This window comes from Mucilaginibacter sp. BGA-UO-ETr-C110, assembly GCF_059567985.1.
This window is the reverse complement of record NZ_JCAQPB010000002.1, coordinates 5,872,746-5,896,728: the sequence shown is the minus strand read 5'-3', so window position 1 is coordinate 5,896,728 and position 23,983 is coordinate 5,872,746. Positions and strand designations below refer to the sequence as shown.

Below are 23,983 nucleotides of genomic sequence, written 5' to 3'. Positions count from 1 at the left end.
CATTTTGTAGGAGTGATTTTACTTTATCCTAAGTGTCAGATGGAGAAGTTTGTGGGCACATGCCTACCAGTTCATTTACTTATGGTACGATTGGTTTGCGTGTGCTTGAACAGGTGTCAGCTTGACGCCAGGAATAACATAACTATGGGTGCCACCAGATTGATTAGGGAAATTGCTTGTTAACGTCCCTCCAATTAAACAACAAAGCCTTCTTTTTCCGAAGGCTTTGTTGTTTAATATATGGATATAATTATTAAACTTGGTTCTTATCTTTTTGCACATGAGTTATTACATTGACCACGACCGCGAGTTTGCTCCTATAGAACTGGAATATCCATTGATACATTACGTAAAGACATGGGAAGTTATTAGGGCGATTTTAAATGAGGGTTTCAAGCCTTCTTATTGTAAAGAGTTCCTTTCCGATAAAAACCGAACAATTGTTGCAGCATTTCCAATGATCTCATTTTCTAACATGGATATAACAACGTCAATGGCCCTAATGCGTTCGTATGGTACCCTAGGCGTAGCTATGAAAAAAACATGGGGAGAAGCTAACAAATTAAACCCCGTTCTATACCTTGATCGCAGCTCGGATATCACCGGGCAGATCGTTAATTCATTTGAAGTTGTCAAAGAATACAGCCTTGAAGATATCGAATCCAGCCTTAACGGAGTTCTAATTGGTCAGCGCCACTTATTTCTAAAAATGCTGATCAATACTTTTTCCTATTCAAAAAATTATGACGCGCCGTTAATACGGGGCGGAGCATTGGTAAGCGATAAATATTCATTTGGACTGGAACGGGAATGGAGACTGGTAATAAGCGAGGCCAGTGTGCGACCCTATCTTATTGGCGAAGAGGTCGATAATAAATCTCAGTATAGTAAACAGATTGCTGCGATGAGAATTGATTTTAAACCGGAAGATATTGACGCAATTATCATTGAAACTGATTACCAGCAAGAGGAAGTGATCAATATACTGCAGGCCAGATTTGGTGATCAAATTGTGTTACCCCGGATCATTATTAATACAACAAGGCATATTCCGGATTATGATTAAAGGTGGCTTAATCACGATCCTCCTTCATTTTTTACATCCAAATCCTCACCAAATACTTCAATCCTGAATTTCGGGCGGAAAGCGGGCCGCACGTTGATTGACAATTTATCGCCTTCTGACCTGATCAATGTTTCACCTGTTACTTCTGCGAAAGCATTAGTGACGTCTTCAGATTCCTCCAGTATATCCTTCTCTGCACCTATGAGTTGCCAATTAGGCTCTCTCGCTAAATCTTTTCTATCGATGCTCACTACATGGTAATCATCGGGTAGCATGAATTTTTGTTTTAGGCCAGCTTCGTCCAACGTTACAAGGTCGCATACCAGAGCCTGCCAGGGAATAGCAGGATTAGGATGCAGGTCTCTAAATTTTACATTTGATGCCAGATTGCCATCAGCTATGGCGTGATTGGTTTTTAAATAATATGCTGATACTGCACTACACCCGAAACACTCCCTTGCATAACCTTTTGTTCCGAATCTCCGGCTGATATAGTTGTATAGCAGATAAAGCGGTATATAACCGTGAGATGGTTTCTTAGTATATTTTAGGAGCAGATCAACTTGATTTTTACGGTCACTTCCCTTCCCTACATAATGTTTTAGCTGAGTGTATTTCCCACTTTGCAAAAGGTGTTTTTTTTTACTGAAAGTGTGATAAATTATTTTAGCTTGGAGAGCATACGTATAAACCTTCCCATTTCTGTGCAATACTCTCAATTCAAGATCATCGCCGTTGGCTTTTTCGTCTGTTGATTCGTAAAGTGAAAGCCCCTTGATTTTGTATCGCTTTTTTAGCAACTGCATCTCGTACACTAAATTCTGTGTAACTGTTGTTTCATGGATTTTCATTCTTGGAGTGGATCTTGAGAACTGGATACGCCACCACGTATCGTATGCCCCAGCTTCAAACACATCCCAAACTGTTGGGTTAGGAAGGACGGATTTTAAATCTAAATAGTAATCGAGGCTCATACTTTACATGCTTATAGAGGAGAATTAAAAATTAAATCTGGAATAACTAATGCTATCTTCAATATTAAATAAATAAACTTTATCAAATGGAAATAGAGCTGACTATATTGCCACCATCGGAATGCAAAATCAAGGACATTGGAGAGTTTGAACAGGTTGTAGTCACTGGTGGGCAGGTACAGTTGGCCGGATTAGCAGATAGAATAAATCAAGCTTTCCTGCTCGCCTTTGCAAAAGTCGGAAATAAAATCGTTGGTACTGCAGCTTTAAAAATACCCCGACCGGGCTACGCAAAGAAAGTTTTCCAGAAAGCAGGAGTAATTGATTTACTCAATCAATATAAATATGAGCTTGGCTGGATTGTTATAGTGCCCGATTATGAAGACAAAAAAATTGGACAGCGATTAATCAAAGAAATAGTCAATAAACATAAAACCGGGACGGTATTTGCAACCACAAAAAACGATGCAATGCGTCACATCTTGGAGAAATTTCATTTCAAGAAGGCAGGAAATGATTATTACAATGATGCTGAAGAAAAGCTCAATCTGTATTTTCTGGATGGAAGAAGTTGAACATAATGGCATTTGCCAATAACGCTTCTTAAATCATTACATTTACCCACCTATTTCTTCAACCATGTCACTATCAGCAGCTGTAAAAAAGCAATTCGGGCAGAACACTAATTATTCAGAAGCACACCAATTGGTCAATCAGGCAGCTTCACTCAAATATCTTTCAACTGATCTTTATCGTGATTCCAAGCGTTTCATTTATGAACTCTTACAGAATGCCGATGATTCCTCTGTAGATCATGGCAAAGTCAAGGTTGCCATTAAACTATTTGGTGATAAACTGGTTGTTGCCCATACCGGAAAAGGCTTTGACAGCCGTGATGTAAGGGGGATTTCATCCGTTGATGATGGAACAAAAAAAGACGCTCCTGATAAAACCGGGTTTAAGGGTATAGGGTTTAAATCGGTTTTTGGTCAATCAGATCATGTTGTGGTATATTCTGAAGGCGAATATTTCAGATTTGATGCTGGTTATACCCATGAATGGAAACCGGCGTGGGGTTTAAGCCAGGCCGCCTGGGAAGAAGAAGACGGACGGAAGTTTGAAATGCCCTGGCAACTTATTCCCATATTTACAGAAGCGGGGCATGTTCCTGCGGCAATAAACGACTTCCTGACTGCAGATGGATGGAATGTTGGCACAATAATCTCACTACGAAATGTAGCTGGAGCTATTGAAGCTATTGGAAAGTTGGCTGACAACGTGAACATGTTTTTGTTTTTAAAAAACATCCAGTCCATTTTAATTTACACAGACGGTGCTATCAATATAGAAATACGGGAAACGCCCGAACATCAAACACTGCTTGTAGTAAATAATGAAGAAAAAGCAAGATGGTTGAAGCGAACAGTAACGCTGGATGTGCCTGCTGAAACAAAGGCAAGATTAGCTGAAGATAAAGATGTACCGGAGAAGCTACAAAAAACTAATAAAGTTGACATTACACTCGCTGCTAAAATTACGGCTAAGGGGATTGAAGCCCTTGATCCTGCTGAAAGATTGCTGTATGCCTACCTGCCAACGGAAGAGAACGGATATAATATTCCCGTCCTGGTCAATGCGGCTTTTTACACAGTAGCCAACAGGGAAACATTACATAAAGAATCTCCTTGGAATGAATGGATATTTCAATGTATCCCAACCGAACTATTTAAATGGATTGCTGAGTTGGTGCAAGCCGGCCAGTACGATAGCTATAATTTGCTTCCGGTCCGCCTGTCACAGGGTGACCACCTGGCGACCGCCTACAATACTGCATTTACCAAAGCTATTGAGGAGATCCCTTTCATAATAAATACAAACAAACAATTACTAAAAGTCCGCGAAGCGATCATCGATTTTACTTTTCTATCGGAAAAGCAATTTATTGGCCGCGCGGCTGTTAAGAATTTTCTGGTCGCCGACAAAGGGCTTACCGATATTAATGAAAACCCCTTTGTCTCTAACATAGGTTTTGGAACAAAATTGAAGAAAATAGGGGTTGTTGCTTTTGAATGGGGACAGCTACCCGCTCTTTTAAAACAGCCCGGAATTATGTCCGGCCATACGACTCAACACAACATTGCGCTTATAAGCCATTTGAAGGATATAAGTGAGAATGAAAGAGTAACGGATGTCACTGATGCTGTACTTAAAAGCTGGCCTTTCATCCTCAACCATAAAAATGAGTTGAAGTCCCCCAAAGATGTTTTTTTTCCGTCCGCCGACGATGTATACGATGCCACCAGTGATCTTTCATTTATTCATCCTGATCTGCAAAGTTGGCTAAATGGAAGCCCGGCAATTAAGGAATGGCTGGAACGTTTAGGTGTGGTTGAAAAATCAGATCTGACCTACCTGGAAAAAACAATTATTCCCAATGCTGGTACTTATGTAACACAGGAAAATGCGATTGATACGATTCGGAGAATCTTCAACTTGTATCTGAAAGGTGATATAGGTATCGAAACAATAAAACAGCTAAGTAGTATTAAATTATTAACGGAACAAAACAGTCTAATTCCGGCAAATGAATGCTACCTATCTGCTGATTATCGTCCACGACTGGGGCTTCAATCCGTTTTAACGGCAGATATTTACTTAAATAGGGTGTATATAGGAGAAGGGACTACACACACTCAGTGGAAAGGTTTTTTCCTGCTCATGGGCGTAAATGAGGGCATAGATATAATCCGCTATGAAAAACGCCTGTCCAACTACGAGTTAATTGGCATTGGATTTAGCGAAGACTATTTTGATCACAAGTTTAAGCCGTTTGTAAGCACTTTTTCTGCTTATGAATACAAAAACCTGGGTACTCTTTCCCTCTCATATTATACTCTTCGGAGCGTTGGATTTTCAAGGCTTTTCTGGAAAGATGTTATTGAAGCGATGGATGTGAAGGAATTAGAGAAACCCGCAACGGCCTTCTGGGGCAACGCTGGCTTCCCTGGCAACACCACGGGAGACGAAGTTTCCAATTATCCAAAATGGTTTGTGGCAAATATGGCATGCTTGCCAGCCACTACCGGCGAGTGCCTCAATAGTAAAGTTATTTTCCTCAATGAAGCGGAAACTATCAAAATAGCGGGTAAATACCTGCCGGTTTTTGATGGACCGGAGTTGAACGCTGATTGGCGTGCTTTCTTCAATTTTAAGCCGCGCCTTGAACTGGAAGACTATCTACAGCTGTTGACAAAAATAGCTGAAGACCCCACCGGGGATAATAAAATCCGTACCCAATCGATTTACGAATACCTCCTGGACAACTATCATTCATGGAATGCTGAAAAACAAAATGTGATTGTGGAGTGGGCTAAAACCGGTAAACTGGCTGATAGTTCAGGAGCCTATAAAGCTACTGCAGAATTAAAGTATTATGCCGATGGCGACTTTACCATATTTGGTAACAGTTACAGTTTTATACAACTCGGAAAAACTGCGCAGCGGCATCCGGATATTGAAAAGCTGCTCGGGTTGTTCCAGGTCAGCATTTTGAGGCAAAGTGAATTCAAACTGAACACCTCGGATGATCTCAGGCCTTCGGCCCTTAAAGACAAACTGGAAGAGGTTATTCCTTACTGGGCGAAATGGATGGAAAAGGAAAGGCAAGGTGGGTACGAAGAAATGCTCTATGACCTGGAACGGAAATTTGATGACCTTGAAATACTGGAGGCCACGGAGCTTAACATAACATATGGTGAAGACTGGCAGAAGAAAGTTACCGTGCATCATTTGGATAATACCCTGTATGTCCTTGATCCCTGGGCATCAGCTAAGGTAATGTACGCCTTACCTGATAAGTTCTGCGAGATCTTCCAGGTTAAAAAATACAGCAATGAGATCGCATATCTGTTGAAGTCAACGATACCCGAGATCAAAGAACATTTTGAAGAAGAAGGGATCGGGTTACCGCCGTTGCCTGAAGAAATAACTGCAGATGAGCATTCCCCATCTCAGGAGCCTTCCTCAGCTATACCAGATTTTGATTTTTCACCGAAAACCAGCACGGATTACGAACGCTATTGGAATGAAAGCGTTAAACGGAATGCTCAACTGGTAGAAGAATTCGGCAGTGATCCCCAAGTCCTGCTCATAAATGGTCTAACAAAAGAACAGCCTGACGGGGAACTGAAAGTATATCACTTCAGTCATATTGAGAACGCGGTTTCCATTATCCGGGAAACGGCTATCAAAAGCCGCAGGGATGCGGTTTTCAAAGACAGTGCAGGTTCTGGCATCATTGCGCAAACAGATGCAGACAGAAAAGTATTTGCCCGGTTTTATTTTCGCACAAAAACACCCACGCAGTATTATATTGAAAATCTTGGAAAGGGTGCAGAATCCATCGCCAGGATAGGTAGTGATCCGCTTTGTCCGGTACCCGTCTTTTTTGTTATTCCTCTCGAAGACGCAATGGGGCAAAGTGACTGGAGCATCAGTATAGGGTCACTGGCCTCTCCCCAGGTAAAATTCGGAAATGATACGGAAACTATCTCCAAATTTGATTTCGATGGTGTTTATAAGAATTTACCGGAAGTCGGCAGGGAGCGCTTCCTGATAGCAGCACACCAGGAGTTTCTTGTAAAGGACGAACTTGATCTGAGTAACCTGGCTTACCATCTGGCGGTCCAGGATGAAAATGCAAAGATATGCCTGCTGGCAATGCTGGGCGACGACGCGGCAGATTGGGAAGCAAGGATAATTGTGGATGCATCGCTCTATAACCAGGAAAACCCTAAAGTGAACATAGAAATTTCCGGAAATACATTAAATGCATCGCTATCCAGCAAGCATAACGGTTTCTTTATGTTGCAGCACTCAGCCGATCAGGAATGGGAAGAAATAACAGGCCAGATCGATAAGCAATATAACGGCGGGGGCTGGATTACAACCTTCTCCGGCTCATCCATTTCGATAAAAGGGAACCTCGAAAATATCCGGTTTAAGATATTCTACTGCTATAAAGGCAGAACCTGGCTTATCCATACTAACACCGATCATTACGGCTTTGATATTGAATTTGTAAAAGCTGGTTTGGAAGAATGGTTTGCCTCGCCATCACCAGATGTCGCTGGCCTGTTTAATGCCTTAAAAGCACACCCCGAACTAGCCTATTGGTTTGAAAAGCCAGTCGGAGGGCCGGACGGGTTATCTCTTGAACAGCATACCACTGCGGTCATTGATAATTACATGAATTATTTTGAAGGCGGACAAAAAGTATTTTCTACAGAAAAGGAATACCTGTTTTGTTTAGCCCTGCACGATATTGGAAAACCAGGGGCAGTTGCAGAGGGCAACAGAAACCTGCAGCATAGTAAGACACTGGAAATAATTAAGCGCCTGCGTGAAGTATTTCCAGTTAGTGACGGCACCCTGCAAAAAATGGAAGTACTTATTAATGCCGATCCTATCGGGAAATACCTCAATCCCGCCATAGGGCAATCATTTGAAGAGTCCTGTGATGAGATCCTAGCAATGAGCAAGGGGGTAGCAATAGATTTCGGCGATTTTCTGGAAACATTAGTTTTATACTATCAATGTGATGCTGCCGGGTACAATTCACTTCGCAAAAGGTTATTTTTGACCATTGAAGATGATAAATTGATAATGACAGAGGACGGATCACGTTTGTTGTTTAATGAAGAATATGAAACTAAATTTAAGTCGCTCATTGATACAGTCGAGCTTTTGTAATAATTAATGGAAATAATAGAATCGGGAAATATTTTTGACAGCAAGGCACAAACGCTGGTAAACACCGTAAACTGCATAGGTGTAATGGGTAAAGGACTTGCGCTTCAGTTTAAAAAAAGATATCCCGATATGTTTGATGCTTATGAGAAGCTTTGTCATGACCGGCTGCTCGATATCGGCAAACTGTGGCTCTATAAAACAGAGCACAGATGGATACTGAATTTCCCGACCAAATATGACTGGCGATTTCCCAGTAGTGAGTACTATCTTGAACAGGGGCTTGAGAAATTCTTAGAGACCTATAAACAGCGGGGCATAGAATCCATTGCGTTCCCTTTATTGGGGGCTAGTAATGGTGGCATTGAGCCGGAAGTCTCATTACAGATCATGAGCAGATATTTACAGCGTTGTGAGATCCCTGTTACCATTTACCTGGCTTATACGCCGACTCCAATAGCAAATAAGCTTTTTTAATACCTCAAAAATGTACCAATTGCCCTACCTGTTATTTTTTTAAAACTTTCCAGAGCAGGTACGATGGGTTTTCATGTAATGCCTGCTTATACTCTACGTAAGATTTATAACCGGAAGCGGCAGATACAGCAGTTGCAAGCAACGTCCAGCCACCACTTGCCACACTACCTGCGAGTCCGCCGACAACTATCAAACCATCCAATATTGATTTTTTTCTCAGCGTATTCAATTTGGTATTTATCTTATTAACACCGACGACACCTAGCTCATGCATTATATTTTGCTGTCTTTCTTTTAACTCCTTTGGATCGGTAACAAAACGAAGTTCCCTAAATTCCCTTTCCAGTTCCATTCTGAAATTTGTAAAAGTATCCTGCTCATTAGTTCTCACATCCATTAATTTCTGAATGTCAATTTCATTAATAAAAGGCAATTCAATATTCAATATCTGCTCCGTAGAGATAGTTTGTGGATTAGTGTTTGAGTCGAAGCTTTGCTTTACAAGATCAGATGTAAATATTTCGTCCGTTATATACGTCGCCTGGAGGTTAGTGGATATGCAGATCTCTTTATAAACTTTGTCTACTAAATTAATTGCAGTACGGTTTATAGACTGTTTAACCCAAACATCCCAGGTATCTGCAGGCATTGGGTATTCAGCCAGTTTCATTTTTGCATAGAACTTACTGGGATCTTCCGTTGGAAAATATTCCTGCTCGAAAAAATGATACATCATGCCATTTTTCATCCACTCTTCCCCAAACCCAATAAATAATCCAGGAGTATAGTCGTTTTCATTTAAAGTACGCCATCCTTTCCCATTAAGCTCTTCCATCGATTTAACAACGGCATGCTCTTTACAGAAGGCATTAAGAGATGGCGGGAGGTGATCTTCGAAGTAGTTTTTGGAATAGTAAATTGGTGTTTTCTTTTGAGGTTCAAATGTGAGACTTACCGGCAAAAGCTTCACATAGTCTGAAGCGATCATCGGCGTAATACGCTTTAATAGTTTAACGATATCTGTGAGGCTCTTCCGGTCTAATGAACTGCTTTGATAACCTAGATATTTTCCCGCTGTTTCGCTTTGTTCTCCAGGCAGCCTACCCAGTTTAAACAAAGGATCATCTATAATAAACTGGTCTATGTACAGCGCACTTTGTTTTAAGGTGGCTTCCGGTATCTTGTCAATGGTCGAAAATACCTTCAGGGCAGATTTGGTTGCCAGTATGTCCTGAACAAGATCGTCCCTTTTAGAAAGCACAAAGTCTCTGTAATTACTCAATTCGCTATAAAGCTGGTCATCCGAATATTGCTTATAGCCTGTTGAGATTTGCTCATCATTAAACAGAAAACTATTATTTAGGAAATCATAGCAATAGCTGCCCATAAATTTTATTATTTCACAAATATAAGATTCTACAATCTTTAGTTGCACAGTATTCATCCCTGGCATTAGCATCATAAACACAACCACCGGCGTGAAATGAGTTCGTCTCAAAGACTTTGCAATAGCATGAGGTTTGCCGCTACTTAAAATTCCTTCCCGAAGGAAACATTTCCATCTGCACAGGCTTACGTCCCCGATTTTCTTTTTCATCAGGTGAAAATGGCTTGCCATCTTTTTCATCCGCCCGCGATAAAGTTTGCACTTGTGGGTTTTCATTTTCCGATTCTGTCATGTGCCGCAGCAATCCGGACATATCATAACAACAACTGACAACCACGTGGGTAACTTCTCCCTCCCGTTGCAATTTCCCTTCTACCATCAATAATTGCGATTGTAGAATTTCCTTCCTGTATTTGTCGAAAAGCTTTTTAAAAACAACCAGATTAGCTATACCCGTTTCATCCTCTACTGTGATAAAGCAGATGCCGCTCGCTGTTCCCGGCCTTTGCCGGACAAGAACAAGTCCCGATACCCTTACAAGCGTTCCATCAGGCCACAGATTTAGCTCTCTGGTAGCTAGCACCTGCGCTTTTATCAATTGCCGACGTACAAAACTAACCGGGTGGGCTTTTAATGAGAGTGACATTGCGCTGTAATCCTGTATTACATGCTCGGATGCCGTCATTTCTGGTAAATGGACATTTTGCTCATAAGCTGTCTCCGAAAGCTGACCCTCAAAAATGCCTATGGGACGGTCGCCCAAAGCTGATACTTCCCATAATGCTTTGCGCCTGTCCAAACCAAGAGAGCGGAACGCATCAGCATCTGCCAGTCTTTCCAGCGTTGCGGGAGGAATGCCTGCATCATACAATAGATGAATATCAGTAAATGCTTTTGTACGCGCAGCCATCAGTATCTGCATATCATCCTCTCTAACACCTTTGATCTGCCTGAATCCCAGCCGTAGCGCATAATAACTTCCCGATATTTCTTCAAGCGTGTTATCCCAATCCGAATGATTCACGTCAACCGGCCTTACTTCTACACCATGCTTACGCGCATCAATAACGATCTGTGCCGGTTGATAAAATCCCATTGGCATGCTGTTGAGCAGTGCCGCAGCAAACACATCGGGGTAATAACATTTGATCCACGAAGAAACATACACCAGCAGGGCAAAGCTGGCGGCATGGCTTTCCGGGAATCCATAACTACCAAATCCTTCCAGCTGTTTAAATACACGCAATGCAAAATCTTCCTTATACCCATTGCCAACCATTCCTTCCACGAGTTTTTGTTTGTACTGGCTGACAAGCCCCTTTGCTTTAAAAGTTGCCATGCTGCGGCGCAGACCGTCAGCCTCAGCGGGCGTAAAGCCTGCTGCTACAATGGCGATTTCCATTGCTTGTTCCTGAAACAGCGGTACACCTAGTGTTCGTCCCAGGATTTCCTCCAGCTCTTTTGATGGATATTCTACCGGCTCCTGCCCATTGCGCCGCCGTAGATACGGATGCACCATATCACCCTGGATTGGTCCGGGTCGAACAATGGCAACTTCAATTACCAAATCATAAAAACATCTCGGCTGCAAACGTGGCAGCATTGACATTTGAGCACGGCTCTCAATCTGGAAAACGCCGATGGTGTCGGCATGACTGATCATTTCGTAGGTCGCGGGATCATCCTGTGGAATATTTGCCAATGTAAGGCTGAGATCGTAATGCTCTTTTGCCAGCTCGAAAGCTTTGCGAATACAAGTTAACATTCCTAACGCAAGCACATCCACTTTCAAAAAGCCCAATACTTCAATATCGTCTTTGTTCCACTCAATATTTGTGCGATCCTCCATACGGGCATTCAGAATCGGACAGAGGTCTGATAATTTACCTTGCGTAATTACAAATCCACCCGTATGCTGTCCAAGTTGGCGGGGGAAGCCTATATATTGACGGGTAAGATCAAGGACTTTTAGCAGATGCTGATCCTTCGCATCAAAACCTTCAGATGAAACTTGCTTTCCTTCGTACCAGTCGTCGGTAAATTCCCAGCCGGAAGCAGAAAGCCGGTTAATGGCATCCACAGATAACCCCATCGCTTTACCTACGTCACGGACAGCGCCTTTAAAATGTACTTGTGTAACCGTAGCGACAATAGCAGCGCGATCCCTGCCGTACTTGTTGAAAATGTACTGCATGACCTCCTCGCGCCGCTCGTGCTCAAAATCTACATCAATATCCGGCGGTTCATCCCGCGCATCGGACATAAAGCGGGCAAATAGCAATTTATGTTTTGAAGGATCTACCGAAGTAATTCCCAGGCAATAACAAACGACAGAGTTAGCCGCAGAACCACGGCCCTGACATAAGATACCTTCATTTCTGGCAAAAAGCACATAGTCATAAACAGTGAGAAAATAGGAAGCATAGTTCTTTCGCTCGATAAACTCCAACTCCTCGTTTATGGTGCGGCTGATCTTTTCGGGTATGCCGTCCGGAAATTTCTCATTTGCTCCTTTCCATGTCTGGTAAATCAACTCTTCCTGCGGTGTTCGTCCATCCCCCGTTAGTTCTTCCGGGTACACATACTTCAGAGAGTCCAGGGAAAAGGTGCAAGACTTTGCGATCTCCTCGGTATTGCTTATTGCATCCGGATATTGCCTGAATAACCGGATCATTTCTTCGGCAGGCTTTAAAAAACGTTCTGCATTTTGATGTAGCCGGAAGCCCGCATTATAGATGGTGCATTTTTCACGGATGCAGGTTAATATATCCTGTAATTCCCGACGCTCGTGACAATGGTAATGTACATCGTTCGTAGCCACTAAGGGGATGTTTAATTCGCTGGATAGTTGTGCAAGGCGAAACAGCTTTTTATTGTCGTTTGCCTGGTAGGAGCGGTTTACGCCGATATAAAGATTGGAGCCAAAGAATTTGCGATACTCCCGCAGATCACTGGCAAACTGTGTGTTGAAGTCAAAATCCTCATTTAATGTTGCCGGAGGAATGACGATAAATTTTATCCCGCTGGCATAACGGTATACATCGGCCTTGTATAAATGACATCGCCCTTTTTCCGTCCGCAGATTGCCCTCGGTAAGTAGTCCCGACAACTGTGCATATGCTTCCATGCACGTAGGATAAGCCAGCAGGCTTGGCCCATCCAGTAAATCCAGCCTGCAGGCAGGAACAATACGTAATCCTTTTTCTTTGGCTGCTGCGTGGCCACGTACAATACCAGCAAGCGTATTGCAGTCTGTAATCGCAATTTCCTTATATCCAAGTAAAGCTGCCTGCTCTACTATTTCTTCCGGGTGTGAACCACCGCGAAGAAAACTGAAGTTCGTCGTTACCTGTAATTCCACATAATCCATACGTCACCCTCCTTTATGCAAAAAATCCATGAATGAACCATTTGGGTTCACCACTATTGTAATGTCCCAGCCTGAAAATCCAGTAACGGGCACCGTTCTCATCTTCGAGACAATAATAATCTCTGTGTTGCCCCTGTTGTATCCACCATTCCTGTTCTATACGTTCAGGACCATCTGCTTTTTTCACTATATACAGTTGTCCTTTATAGACAAAATGTGCCGGTGGATAATCCGGTATCTGAACCATCACCTCAATAGATTCAGGTTGACATAACAGATGCACCGGCCTGGGAAGATCCGTTCGCCATTGGGTCAGTGGTTTTTCTTCCAATGAGGTTGCTAATTTGATGGAACGCTCCGGCCAGTAATGCTCTTCAGGCAGATAGCGATGGATTGTTTGCATTCCTAGTTTGCCGGCCAGCTTATCAAGCAATTCGGCGATGGCACCGTTATCCGTTCCGCCTGTTTGCTTCCACATTGACTCCTGATTAGCCGGAAGGTCTTCAACTACCGGCGCTTCAAGCAGGAAAAGTTCAATACCCAAAGCTGGCTTTATCGTACTTATCTTAAGTTCAAATAATTTAAACAGATGATCCGCGTTACTGGATGCGCGGTTTGTTCCAATCTCGATCTGTTGTATTTTCCCGTCTATGCGGTATAATGTCAGCATTCCTTTTCGCAGCCCTTTCTCTTCCTGCTGCAATCGCTTACAAAGGTTAACCAGCAGCCGTTTTATAGCAATCTCTATTCCTATTGCTGTGTGGATCGGCTCAAGACTTGGGAGTCGCTCCTGGTAAGGATTAACCGGTTGAACAGGCAGAATAGTCTCTATTCCTTCACCGAGCGCCTGTGCTAATCTATCTACTGTTGATTGCCCAAATCTTCTGCGTAAAGCACTACGCGGCATAGCAATGATATTATTAATTTGATATAACCCAAGTTTATACATACGGGCTATAACGGACGCTTCCAGACGTAGTGCTGCCGGCGGAAGCGATAGTAATGCCTCCAGTTGCATGCCCGGCGGTATGATTGATGTAGCTTTTTCAAAACGGGACACCGCCCAGGCGGTGCCAATAGTATCGGCAATAGCTGCGCGTACATGGTATCCATAGCCGGTAAGCCTGGTTAAAATATCTTTAAGGTACTCCCTTTCGCCACCCCATAGATGCGGGCAGCCACTCACATCGAGGATTAACCCGTTCGGCACGTCAACCGCCGCTATTGGAGTATAACGTAAACACCATTCAGCTAATGCCTGCAATAATTTCTCAGTAAGGTCGGGGTCATCATCAAAAACCTCAAGTCCGGGGAAAATGGCCCTGCAATCGGCAACAACCATTCCCACATTTATACCCTTAGCCAGGGCCGGGGCGCTGACCGCTTTTACAACCATACGTCCCCGTTCAGGTGCTGCCAAAACAAACGGCACCTCCTTTAGTTCCGGACGACGACGGGTCAGCCGGTCCGTCGTTAGGTGACGAAACCACAATGAAACAAAACGCTTAGCCATGATTTACCCTGTTTTTTGAATAGGTGTATTTTGTATCATGGTGATAGGTGGTATAGCGACTTGTCTGAATTTGCCTCCTGTCCATTCGACCTGCCAGCTTCCCGGCCTGCCATTTCTTACTTTAAGCAACTGTACGTTCCAGCGGGGAAACCCGAGGCCGGGCATTCCGCTTATTTGTTCACTGGACAATGGTGTAATTTTCCAGCGGGAAACACAGGTTACGTTATCTTGGGTCTTGGGATAGTACCGGTGAATAAATCCGGTCAGATGGCTTTTTTCGACCGCAAGCTGCAGCCTTCTTGATTCCATAAAACTGATGTCCCTCAGTTCTCCAACCACTGCTGCTAATGCTTCACATTTTAATGCTTCCTCAACAGCCCACAACACATCTTTCTCCCGCACCAGATCTAAAAAAATAACCTTTTCCGGGTCAATGCCAAATGACTTTAGTGCAGGTGCAAAAAGGGTACGCTTATTACTGATCCAAAGACAAGTACCGCCATCCTTCATAAAGCTTTTTATCAGGCCGGCAATAAACCCACTGGTAACAGCAGCATTTTGCGGGGCTTCACTTAAAAACTCATGTACTGCTGCGGTTGGAAAAGTATTATTGGGAAACGCGCCTTCTATAGGCCCTAACCCACTATTTAAAAGTTGACCGCCGGACATACCCTTAAATCCCTGCAAAGAGAGTATCTCATTTTGCAGGGCACGGATCACATCACTTTTTTCTTCCGGCAGCACCATAATATTTAAAACAATTTATATATTTGTTATTATTAGTAACATTTAGTTGTTATCAATAATAACAATCACAAATGACAGAAGCAAAAGTTTTTTTTCATAGCAACATTAAATTCCTCCGTGAGCGAAAAAATTTTAGCCAGGAAGATTTAGCGCAGGCACTTGATATTAAGCGGGATAAGTTGCAGGCGTTAGAATCGGGAAGAACGAAAAACCCGGTGGTAGAAGACCTCGTAAATTTTTCCGAATACTTTAAGGTTAGCGTTGATACGTTGCTGAAAGTTGATCTTACAAAACTGGGTGAGCTAAAACTGCGGGAATTATTGGCGGGTAACGATGTGTATATGACCGGTAGCAACATCCGGGTGCTCGCCATAACAGTTGACAGAAACAATAAGGAGAACATAGAGTATGTTCCGGTTAAGGCAAAAGCAGGTTACCGGTCTGGGTTCAGAGATCCAGAGTTTATAGCGGGCTTACCCAAATTCACCTTACCCAACCTACCTAAATCGGGAAGCTTTCGCATGTTCCCAACTACAGGGGACTCGATGCTCCCTATTCCTGAAAACAGCGACGTCATTGCACAGTTTGTCCAGGACTGGACGGGTCTCAAACCGGATACACCTTGTATCGTTGTTTTAAAAGGGGAACAGGATTTTGTGTTTAAGCTGGTCACGGTATATAATAACGGAGAAGTGCAACTGAAATCATTGAACCGAAATTATGAGACATACATAGTAAGCGGTGATGATATACTGGAAATATGGAAATACTATAAACATCAAACAGGAATTCTGCCAGATGCGGAAACGGATTTACAGGAAATTAAGCAGCTGATTGTTTCCTTGCAAAAGCAAATTTCAAAAAAATGAGAGGCGAAATTTTTAGTAATTCCGCATACTTAGTTTCAGTGCATCTATAGGGTACCTAACTAATAATTATAATGTATTTTTACTTCGGCACTTTAAATGCAACTAATAATACAGCAACCATTGCGGCATAATTGCTATTCCCTTAAGTTAATGTATACAATATAATCAATCTCGAAATGATAGTACCTGTAAAGAACCTTGTTGAAACTGTAGATCTAACCTCGGAAGATGTTTTACTGCCTTTACTGGAATGCGTGGTAAATTCCATTATTAGCTTGCAACAATCAGATCTGCCAATTAACAAACAAAAAATTCAAATTAAAATTGAAAGGGGGGATCTTCCGCAAAGTCCCACTTTTGAAAATTTTAAAACAATTTCTTCTTTCAAGGTTACAGACAATGGCGTAGGTTTTAATAACAAAAACTACACATCCTTTGAAACGCCGTTTTCCCAATTAAATAAAGAATATGGCTGCAAAGGAATAGGTCGTTTCACTGTTCTTGCAGCTTATAACGAATATTTAGTTGACAGTAATTTCAAGGAAAATAATAAGTGGCAGAACCGTGTATTCAGATTTACCACAGACAAGGAAATTGAAGCTTTGAAATTGGAGGATAGCTCAGATACCCAGTGGAAAACGACAATTGAAATAAAGGATTGTAATAATGAGATTGTACTTGAAAAATCGGCATTGTCTATTTCCCAAATTGCAGAAACTATTATGCAGCATTGCTTCATATATTACCTCAATGGTACATTGCCAACGATAGAACTATTTGACATAGAAGACAATCAAGGTGAAGTAATAAACCAACTTTTTGAAAAGGTTTCTAAAGAAAATGAACGAGACTTTTTTATTCAAGACAAAAAGTTCAAACTGTATATAACAAAGACCTTAAAAGAAGGTAACCGGAAAAATAATTATTTGCATTATTGTGCGAACAATAGATCTGTCGGAAATCCAAGAAATCTCAAAAACGTAAACAGTCTATTTACTTATCCGATTATTGTGAAAGGCGATTACTATTTCTTTGACATCTACCTTGTTTCCGATTTTCTGAATGCCAAAGTATATAAGACCCGCAATGGATTTAATCTGCCTAAAGAAAAAGAAAATTTGCTTTTTAACGGCTCTGGAATTATTTCTTTTCAAGAAATAGAAGAAAAGGTTTCGGAAATTCTTGAAAATGAATATGAGAGCTTTGTAAAACAGGCCAAGGAAAAAAGCTTCAATGAGATAAAAAGCTATATTGCTGCAAAGGCCCCGCGATATAACAGTTTTCTTCGCAATCCATCAATTATACAGGGCATTCCTCCCAATTTGCCTGAAGATAAATTAGAGGAGCATCTTTATCGTATCTCTTTTAATGCCAGGAAGAATGTCGAAAAGAATATTCAAAAATTCATTGACGATAAATCTGTAAATGAAGAAGCGATCAGTAAAATCATTTTGGATATAAAAGAGAAAACGGCCTATGACGTCGATAGCCTGGCTGATTATATGACACGGAGAAAAGCCATACTCAGACTATTTGATAAGTTTTTAAATGCCGATGAAAACGGAGACTACAAACTCGAAGAGGACGTTCACAATCTGATTTTTCCATTAGGTTTAACCAATAATGATCTGGACTACGAAAATCATAATCTTTGGCTGCTTGATGAAAGATTTATCACCTATAAATTTATTGCATCGGATAAGCCGATTACCTCTTATTCGCAAAAGAATAGCCGAAAAGAACTTGATCTGGTACTCATTGATAAACCACCAATGTTTGACAATCCCATTAGCTTTGGTGATCGCAGTAGCGGCGAAATAAGCTCAATGGTTATTTTCGAATTCAAGCGGCCAGGTGATACTGCACATCAAAAAAGGAAAACAGATTATAGGTGGCAGTTTTCAGAATTAATCAGTCCATACTTCGAGGAATTTTTATATCAATCAAATAAAAAGAATTACAAAGGCAACCAGGTTGTTCTACAAAAAACTACGCCTAAGTTTGGGTTTGTAATTCTGGATGTTATCCCCTCACAGTTGGCTGAATATAATTTGGACAAGGGGTGGCAGAAAACCCCATTTGGTACCTTTTTCAAAATCGAACCTGCACTCAATTTACATATTGAGGTGATGACATTTCGTAAATTACTAGACTTTTCAACAGATCGGCATAACCCATTTTTTGACAAATTATTTACTAAAAATAGCTAGGTAAAATTTGCTGATTACTTTGTTGTACCAATAGTGGTAATATCACTATTTCTGCATAAAGACTTTACATTGGCATAGGATTTTTTTAACTTAGAAAGTTATATTTGAAAAATTGAGTGCCCCGATCTCTTTGAATGAAAAAGAGCTGCTTTCCCGATTAAAGGAAGGCGATAAGGAGGCCTTTGAACAATTATACGACACGTATTCCCTTAGAATTTTACAGAATACCGTCAGGCTTACCAAATCACAAGATATAGCCGAAGAACTGCTTCAGGAAACCTTTTACCGGCTGTGGGCAAAAAGATCGCTGATAGACCCCAATAAACCTTTCAAAGCCTATCTTTTTAGAATAGCGGAGAACCTTGCCTTTGATCATTTCCGGCGCATCGCCAAAGACAGGAAACTTGCGCAGCAACTATTGGAGCGGGTGGTTGAATACAATCCCATTGACGTGTTGATCGAAACTAAGGAAAACAACACTCTACTCCAGTCTGCCCTTGCGGGCCTACCGACTAAACGTAAAGAGGTTTTTACTCTGTGCAAACTGGAAGGTAAATCATACCAAGAGGTGAGCAGCTTGTTGGGAATATCAGAATCCACCATTAATGACCATATCGTGAAGGCCACCAAATATCTCAAAGAATATTTTTACCGTTCTGGTGAAGCTGCCCTTTCGCTGGTCATTGCATATATTCTTAGCAAATAATTATCTTGTAATTTCTCACTTATGATGTTACAAATTTCCGCTTTTTTTGAAGTCGGAAATTGATTATCTACTATTTACACAATGGAAATCTTCTTATTTATGATTATTATTTTCCTTAAATTTATTACAAATCTAACTGATGGCTTTTTTCATTAAATCATAGACTATGGCTCCAAAACTTTATAAATATGCATCAGTTAGCGACTGGACCAAATCTATTATCGAAACAAATCAAATATTCTTTTGTCCCCCGGCGAATTTTAACGATCCCTTTGAATGCCAATTACCCTCCAGATACAATGAGGAGTTAAAGCTTTCCAAAACCGAAGAATTAAAAAATCTTGTCGGCGCATATCTTGAACAGGAAAAAAAAGGAGAATTTAACGCCCTGTTTGCCTTTATCAGGGAACAAAATCCGGCGATGATCCATGATTCGGATTATATTATCTATAAAACGTATGAATATGTCCTTTTGAGAAAGTCTTATTCAGATTCGGAGACTTCATTTAAAAAAGTGTTTTTTGAAGATACTGGCATATTGTGCGTAACAACAGCGAACGACAGCATTTTGATGTGGAGTCATTATGCATCCAACCATCAAGGCATCTGCCTCGAATTTGACGCCGGGCAAATGGCGAAGATGGGTGACATCTATGACGTGAACTATGTTCCGGCATTTACAGAGGTCAATACGATTAAAGATAGTATTCTGATGAAATCCGATTGCTGGTCCTATGAAATGGAGAAAAGGATCATCAAGCATGCCTGGGTAACTGAATCAAAACCTCAGAACCCTGCTGTTCATCCATTGCCTAAGAATACGATAACCGGTTTAATTTTTGGATGCAAAACACCATACGAAACTGTTCATGAGTACACAAGTATAGCTCTAAAACAACATCCTCTTATCCGTATTTATATGGCAGAACGCGTGGAGGCTAATTTTAAGCTGGAGATTAAGGAATACGATTTATCAAGCTTCCCTACGGGTAATGAATTACCATAGTTATAGTTTGTCAAGAAGCACTGCGCCTATCGCAGGTTTTTATCCCCTCTTTTAAATAATGTCAATAACATCTTTTAGTGTCGCATTTTTACATCATTTGATGTCACACTTAAATCTTAACACGATAACATTTTCTTAGCTTTGAGTAAACAATGCAACAATGCTGGCAAGTCAGTTATTCAAGTTAGTTACCCAAGGAGATCTCCGGCAGTTAAAAGAAGTGCTTCAGGCTGACCCCTCGCTCGCCAATGCGGGTGTTCCCTGTAGTGATTCGCAGCCGGATATGAAAGGACATCCGCTGCACCGTATTTGCGATTTGGTTTTCGCCAAAACAATCACTGATGAACACGCAATCGAGATCGCCAAAGTCCTGCTGGAATATGGATCGGACATTAACGGTTATCAAGCAGCCGGGGATAAAAACACACCGCTCATTGCCGCCGCCAGCCTTCACGCGGAACAATTGTGTATATTTTATATAAAAGAGGGTGCCGATATCTTTTATGCTGACCATGATGGTGCAACCGCATTACATTGGGCAGCTTTCTGCGGACGGGATCATTTAGTAGCAGCACTAATTGCCCAAGGCGCAAACATTGACCAGCAGGATACCACATTCAATTCTACGCCCATCGGTTGGGCAGTTCACACCTTAACATCCGGCGATACCGGCAATTTGCACAACCAGTTAGGCTGTGTTCAATTGCTTTTAAAAGCCGGTGCAGATCGTGCGGTTTTAGACAAAGACACCTTACTTTACTTGCAGCATGAAGGAATTTAAAAGAAGTATCCCGGCTTTGCCGGTCGTGAACGTCGCCAGGGCAGTAACCTTTTATGAAAGTAAGATGGGCTTTAAAGCGCGCCACCAGGAGAAGTATTTCGCCATCCTCGTGCGGGATGGAGTCGAGATCCATCTTTGGGCGGCCTGTGATCAGTCGTGGCGTATTAAGTTTTGGCTGGTTTTTCGTCCCATTGGTAATGGCGCGGAAAGCTTCTTGGCAGGAACTGCCAGTTGCCGGATACAAGTGACCGATATTGATGACCTTTACGAGGAAATGAAAGCTACCGGCGTGATTTATAATGCGCAAACAGTCGTAGAAGACCAGCCTTGGGGACACCGGGATTTCCCCACGCTTGACTTACATCGCAACCTCATCACTTTCTTTGAGGTCGTAAGCTGATCAGCCGCAGCAGGACGTCCCTTGCTGTATCGGCGGGCATTTAACAGTACCATAACTGCAAAAAACACAGCAATCACCAGCCAGCGGCTTTAAGCGAGTGTTGCAGGCTTCGCATTCATAAAAGTACTGGCAAGAATCAGTCGGCATTTCCTCCTCTTTCTGAAAACCACAGTTAGGGCAAGTAATAGTTGAATTCAATTGTAGCGTAGCAGCCATATTTAGTTGTTTTTAAGGAGTGTTGGCTGATAGCCTATTACTTTGATTTTATGTTTGATACTGTCCGCATTAGTTTTAGCCGGATCATAACACACGATGGTTTGTGCCTTTTCAAATGAGGTACTGGAAGTAATTACACCGTTCAGGCTCAAAAGGGAGCCGTCAATATGTTTGGTGCAATCTGCACAGCCCATGCCCTTTATATTCAACCGGATAGATTTAAAGTTGTTTTGCAAAGTAACAGCAGTTGTTTTCGGAGGTGCTTTATAGAATATAGTAGAATAATAAGGGAAAGCTGTAAGGATGGCCGCAAAAACAGTAACGATCAACAGGAACTTTTTGGATTGCCAAAAGGTACGGGTTGCAGGGGCGCAGCAATCTTTTTCTTTTTTAGGGGCAACCACCAATTGCTGATACCAGGCAAATGCGAAAACTAATATTGTGATACCGATCAGGTAAGGCCGGTATGGCGCTATCCAGTTGAAATAAGTAGCGGCACCACTTAATCCGCCAAAGATGGCCAGCAATGGTGCGATACAGCAAAGTGAAGCGGCGATAGCTGCAATGGAGCCGGTGATCCAACTTTTCATATTTTCACTTCGGCTAATGGTTGCTGGATGATCTGAAAGAACGGTTGTAGTAAAGGAATTTGCGCAGGATTAACCGAATAGAAAACAGTTTGCCCAACCTTGCGGGATCGGATAACGCCGCCATCCTTGAGTTTACGCAGGTGCTGCGACACGGCGGGGATCGTCATTTCCAATATATCGCTCAAATCGCAGGGACAAAGTTCCTGTTCCTGTGTTAACAGGAATAATATTTTTAAACGGACCTCATTACCTGCTAAGGACACCACCTGTGAAAGATCGGTAAAGGCCTGCTGATGTGCTTTCACCACATTTCGGCAATTATTGATCTGTCCGCTGTCTGCAAATATTCGTGTGCAATTATCCATTGCGACAAATATAAGCATTTAAGCAATCGCTTAAATATAATTTATTTGAGTAGCAAGTGTGACATTAAAAGATGTAAATGTGAGACATCATAAGATGTTATTGACAAATAAAAAAAATTGCAGCAGATGAATTGTGATGTTGCGCCGTATAGGTGATAGTTTTCGTAATGTTAACCGATTATTACCTATTTCCTTACAACAGGATTAATGATTTATACTGCCTTTGCTGCCCAGGATATGTGGTCCCTAATAAATGAGGTCATTTTCACAGCCCTGATGACGGCATTGCTTGTATTTATTATTATCCTGCTCAGGGATTATCTTAAATCCAGGTAGTAGCGGTGGTATTATAAGTTCATTAATAGTTATAGCAGTAGACCGGCGAGCGGTCTGCTGCTTATTTTTTTGTTAGGAGCAGATGAAATCTATGTTAACTACGTATTGAACGAAAAACAGTAGTGGAAAAGGAAAACTTGTCGGAAATATTCGAGCGGTATCTGCAGGATAAAGCATCAGCGGAAGATGTCAATACGTTGTTAGCGCACTTTAACCTGAAGGAACATTCGCCAATATTGCGCCAGCTTATCCGGGATGCGTACCACGAGCAGCCAACGGGTATTAATACCGATGAAACGCACGAGATATTGGTTCGTACCAAACAAACTCTTTTGCAACGCATCGCTGCTGGTAGTAGTACCCGCATTGTCCCAATGTATCAACAACGGTGGTTCCGTGTATTTGTAGCCACGGCAGCTTTGATAGTATTTTCAGTCGGATTTTGGTTTCGCATTGTTATTTACGACCGAATTAACCCTGTCCACCTGGTGAGTACCAAAACAAGCCGTGGTGAACGCAAGGTCGTTGAGTTGGCGGATGGTACAAAAGTATGGTTAAGCCCGGCAAGCTCTTTGGAATACCCTGATGAATTTCGCAAATCAACCAGGGACATAAAACTTATAGGCGAAGCATTCTTTGATGTTGTAAAAGATAAGAAGCACCCTTTCATCGTACATACTGGTGTATTGAATACAAAAGTGCTCGGAACTACTTTCAATATCAGGGCGTACAACGAGGATAAAAAAATAACGGTGGTTTTGCTTACGGGAAAAGTCGCTATTACAACTGCCAGGCATGCCCAAACCGATCTTATCCCGAATCAAATTGCCGAATTCAACCCTGCGACGAATAAACTGCTAAAAACAGATTATCCGCAGGCTTCGCAGATGCTTGACCGCCGCAATGGGTTCTATCACTACGAAGGCACTCCGGTTCTTGCCGTTATCGCTGATCTGAAAAGAGACTACAATATTAATATCGAAACCGAGGGCGATCTCGGCAACTGCACTTTTTACGGTGATTTTAAAAACGGTGATGATCCGCTGGTATTCCTTCGTAAAGTATGCATCATCATTAACGCTCAATTCAAAAGAAATGAAAATGGAATTACGATTGTAGGAAAAGGCTGTTAGAAAAAGGCCACTGCATAGTGCAGTGGCCCGTAAATGCGATTTAAAATGGTAAGCGTCTCCGTCTCGACAACTTAAGCGCTTGCCCACCC

Annotated in this window: 19 protein-coding genes; 11 read left to right on the top strand and 8 right to left on the bottom strand. The window is 41.9% G+C overall.

The window, feature by feature from the left end; genetic code table 11:
- The first annotated feature begins 280 nt into the window (after window positions 1–280).
- A complete protein-coding gene (locus AC57BQ_RS25470) occupies window positions 281–1,066 on the top strand; it encodes an abortive infection system antitoxin AbiGi family protein (RefSeq protein WP_496408923.1) in 786 nt (261 codons plus the stop codon).
- Window positions 1,067–1,077: 11 nt separating this feature from the next.
- Here the strand turns inward: AC57BQ_RS25470 and AC57BQ_RS25465 are convergent, their stop codons facing one another.
- A complete protein-coding gene (locus tag AC57BQ_RS25465; RefSeq protein ID WP_496408922.1) occupies window positions 1,078–2,040 on the bottom strand; it encodes a DUF6615 family protein in 963 nt (320 codons plus the stop codon).
- An 86-nt stretch (window positions 2,041–2,126) separates the two neighbouring features.
- Here AC57BQ_RS25465 and AC57BQ_RS25460 point away from each other — a divergent pair, with 86 nt between their 5' ends.
- The 3 genes from AC57BQ_RS25460 to AC57BQ_RS25450 all read left to right on the top strand — a co-directional run bounded on the left by AC57BQ_RS25460 (window position 2,127) and on the right by AC57BQ_RS25450 (window position 8,265).
- The gene (locus tag AC57BQ_RS25460; protein ID WP_496408921.1) at window positions 2,127–2,615 is read left to right on the top strand and encodes a GNAT family N-acetyltransferase; all 489 of its coding nucleotides are present in this window, start codon (window positions 2,127–2,129) and stop codon (window positions 2,613–2,615) included.
- Window positions 2,616–2,679: 64 nt separating this feature from the next.
- Window positions 2,680–7,791 (top strand): DarT ssDNA thymidine ADP-ribosyltransferase family protein, encoded by a 5,112-nt coding sequence (locus AC57BQ_RS25455; protein ID WP_496408920.1) that lies wholly within the window; start codon window positions 2,680–2,682, stop codon window positions 7,789–7,791.
- A 6-nt stretch (window positions 7,792–7,797) separates the two neighbouring features.
- Window positions 7,798–8,265, top strand: coding sequence for a macro domain-containing protein (locus AC57BQ_RS25450; RefSeq protein ID WP_496408919.1), 468 nt, complete (start codon window positions 7,798–7,800; stop codon window positions 8,263–8,265).
- 31 nt (window positions 8,266–8,296) lie between these two features.
- On the opposite strand, the gene AC57BQ_RS25445 is transcribed toward AC57BQ_RS25450, so the two are convergent.
- The 4 genes from AC57BQ_RS25445 to AC57BQ_RS25430 are packed head-to-tail and all read right to left on the bottom strand — an operon-like array spanning window position 8,297 to window position 15,282.
- Complete coding sequence (locus tag AC57BQ_RS25445; protein ID WP_496408918.1) at window positions 8,297–9,862, bottom strand: hypothetical protein; 1,566 nt, start codon at window positions 9,860–9,862, stop codon at window positions 8,297–8,299.
- Window positions 9,792–13,022: an error-prone DNA polymerase gene (locus tag AC57BQ_RS25440; protein WP_496408917.1), complete on the bottom strand. Its 3,231-nt coding sequence runs from the start codon at window positions 13,020–13,022 to the stop codon at window positions 9,792–9,794. The genes AC57BQ_RS25445 and AC57BQ_RS25440 overlap by 71 nt, the downstream gene beginning before the upstream one ends.
- A 13-nt stretch (window positions 13,023–13,035) precedes the next feature.
- On the bottom strand, window positions 13,036–14,535 hold the full coding sequence (locus tag AC57BQ_RS25435; RefSeq protein ID WP_496408916.1) for a Y-family DNA polymerase: 1,500 nt from the start codon (window positions 14,533–14,535) through the stop codon (window positions 13,036–13,038).
- 3 nt (window positions 14,536–14,538) lie between these two features.
- Window positions 14,539–15,282, bottom strand: a complete 744-nt coding sequence (locus tag AC57BQ_RS25430; RefSeq protein ID WP_496408915.1) for an ImuA family protein — start codon at window positions 15,280–15,282, stop codon at window positions 14,539–14,541.
- A gap of 71 nt (window positions 15,283–15,353) precedes the next feature.
- On the opposite strand from AC57BQ_RS25430, the gene AC57BQ_RS25425 reads away from it, so the two are divergent.
- The 6 genes from AC57BQ_RS25425 to AC57BQ_RS25400 all read left to right on the top strand — a co-directional run bounded on the left by AC57BQ_RS25425 (window position 15,354) and on the right by AC57BQ_RS25400 (window position 21,254).
- Window positions 15,354–16,151, top strand: coding sequence for an XRE family transcriptional regulator (locus AC57BQ_RS25425; protein WP_496408914.1), 798 nt, complete (start codon window positions 15,354–15,356; stop codon window positions 16,149–16,151).
- 176 nt (window positions 16,152–16,327) lie between these two features.
- A complete protein-coding gene (locus tag AC57BQ_RS25420) occupies window positions 16,328–18,361 on the top strand; it encodes a hypothetical protein (RefSeq protein WP_496408913.1) in 2,034 nt (677 codons plus the stop codon).
- A 112-nt stretch (window positions 18,362–18,473) separates the two neighbouring features.
- On the top strand, window positions 18,474–19,067 hold the full coding sequence (locus tag AC57BQ_RS25415) for an RNA polymerase sigma factor (protein WP_496408912.1): 594 nt from the start codon (window positions 18,474–18,476) through the stop codon (window positions 19,065–19,067).
- Window positions 19,068–19,233: 166 nt separating this feature from the next.
- The gene (locus AC57BQ_RS25410) at window positions 19,234–20,073 is read left to right on the top strand and encodes a DUF2971 domain-containing protein (protein WP_496408911.1); all 840 of its coding nucleotides are present in this window, start codon (window positions 19,234–19,236) and stop codon (window positions 20,071–20,073) included.
- A 160-nt stretch (window positions 20,074–20,233) separates the two neighbouring features.
- Window positions 20,234–20,854: an ankyrin repeat domain-containing protein gene (locus AC57BQ_RS25405; protein ID WP_496408910.1), complete on the top strand. Its 621-nt coding sequence runs from the start codon at window positions 20,234–20,236 to the stop codon at window positions 20,852–20,854.
- Complete coding sequence (locus AC57BQ_RS25400) at window positions 20,841–21,254, top strand: VOC family protein (protein ID WP_496408909.1); 414 nt, start codon at window positions 20,841–20,843, stop codon at window positions 21,252–21,254. The genes AC57BQ_RS25405 and AC57BQ_RS25400 overlap by 14 nt, the downstream gene beginning before the upstream one ends.
- Here AC57BQ_RS25400 and AC57BQ_RS25395 read toward each other — a convergent pair whose 3' ends face one another.
- Genes AC57BQ_RS25395 through AC57BQ_RS25385 form a run of 3 tightly spaced genes read right to left on the bottom strand, consistent with a single transcriptional unit; the run spans window position 21,255 to window position 22,425 of the window.
- Window positions 21,255–21,470 (bottom strand): GDCCVxC domain-containing (seleno)protein, encoded by a 216-nt coding sequence (locus tag AC57BQ_RS25395; RefSeq protein ID WP_496408908.1) that lies wholly within the window; start codon window positions 21,468–21,470, stop codon window positions 21,255–21,257.
- Between the two features lie 2 nt (window positions 21,471–21,472).
- Window positions 21,473–22,060, bottom strand: a complete 588-nt coding sequence (merTP, locus tag AC57BQ_RS25390; RefSeq protein ID WP_496408907.1) for a mercuric transport protein MerTP — start codon at window positions 22,058–22,060, stop codon at window positions 21,473–21,475.
- Window positions 22,057–22,425: an ArsR/SmtB family transcription factor gene (locus AC57BQ_RS25385; RefSeq protein WP_496408906.1), complete on the bottom strand. Its 369-nt coding sequence runs from the start codon at window positions 22,423–22,425 to the stop codon at window positions 22,057–22,059. Before AC57BQ_RS25385 ends, merTP begins: the two co-directional genes overlap by 4 nt.
- 458 nt (window positions 22,426–22,883) lie before the next feature.
- Here AC57BQ_RS25385 and AC57BQ_RS25380 point away from each other — a divergent pair, with 458 nt between their 5' ends.
- Window positions 22,884–23,894: a FecR family protein gene (locus AC57BQ_RS25380; protein ID WP_496408905.1), complete on the top strand. Its 1,011-nt coding sequence runs from the start codon at window positions 22,884–22,886 to the stop codon at window positions 23,892–23,894.
- Window positions 23,895–23,983 lie beyond the last annotated feature (89 nt).

Coding starts and splice junctions, on each gene's coding strand:
- AC57BQ_RS25440 (WP_496408917.1), bottom strand. CDS start 13,022: ATGGATTATGTGGAATTACAGGTAACGACGAACTTCAGTTTTCTTCGC.
- AC57BQ_RS25430 (WP_496408915.1), bottom strand. CDS start 15,282: ATGGTGCTGCCGGAAGAAAAAAGTGATGTGATCCGTGCCCTGCAAAAT.
- AC57BQ_RS25410 (WP_496408911.1), top strand. CDS start 19,234: ATGGCTCCAAAACTTTATAAATATGCATCAGTTAGCGACTGGACCAAA.
- AC57BQ_RS25400 (WP_496408909.1), top strand. CDS start 20,841: ATGAAGGAATTTAAAAGAAGTATCCCGGCTTTGCCGGTCGTGAACGTC.
- AC57BQ_RS25460 (WP_496408921.1), top strand. CDS start 2,127: ATGGAAATAGAGCTGACTATATTGCCACCATCGGAATGCAAAATCAAG.
- AC57BQ_RS25425 (WP_496408914.1), top strand. CDS start 15,354: ATGACAGAAGCAAAAGTTTTTTTTCATAGCAACATTAAATTCCTCCGT.
- AC57BQ_RS25405 (WP_496408910.1), top strand. CDS start 20,234: ATGCTGGCAAGTCAGTTATTCAAGTTAGTTACCCAAGGAGATCTCCGG.
- AC57BQ_RS25420 (WP_496408913.1), top strand. CDS start 16,328: ATGATAGTACCTGTAAAGAACCTTGTTGAAACTGTAGATCTAACCTCG.
- AC57BQ_RS25445 (WP_496408918.1), bottom strand. CDS start 9,862: ATGAAAAAGAAAATCGGGGACGTAAGCCTGTGCAGATGGAAATGTTTC.
- AC57BQ_RS25455 (WP_496408920.1), top strand. CDS start 2,680: ATGTCACTATCAGCAGCTGTAAAAAAGCAATTCGGGCAGAACACTAAT.
- AC57BQ_RS25385 (WP_496408906.1), bottom strand. CDS start 22,425: ATGGATAATTGCACACGAATATTTGCAGACAGCGGACAGATCAATAAT.
- AC57BQ_RS25435 (WP_496408916.1), bottom strand. CDS start 14,535: ATGGCTAAGCGTTTTGTTTCATTGTGGTTTCGTCACCTAACGACGGAC.
- AC57BQ_RS25395 (WP_496408908.1), bottom strand. CDS start 21,470: ATGGCTGCTACGCTACAATTGAATTCAACTATTACTTGCCCTAACTGT.
- AC57BQ_RS25450 (WP_496408919.1), top strand. CDS start 7,798: ATGGAAATAATAGAATCGGGAAATATTTTTGACAGCAAGGCACAAACG.
- AC57BQ_RS25470 (WP_496408923.1), top strand. CDS start 281: ATGAGTTATTACATTGACCACGACCGCGAGTTTGCTCCTATAGAACTG.
- merTP (WP_496408907.1), bottom strand. CDS start 22,060: ATGAAAAGTTGGATCACCGGCTCCATTGCAGCTATCGCCGCTTCACTT.
- AC57BQ_RS25465 (WP_496408922.1), bottom strand. CDS start 2,040: ATGAGCCTCGATTACTATTTAGATTTAAAATCCGTCCTTCCTAACCCA.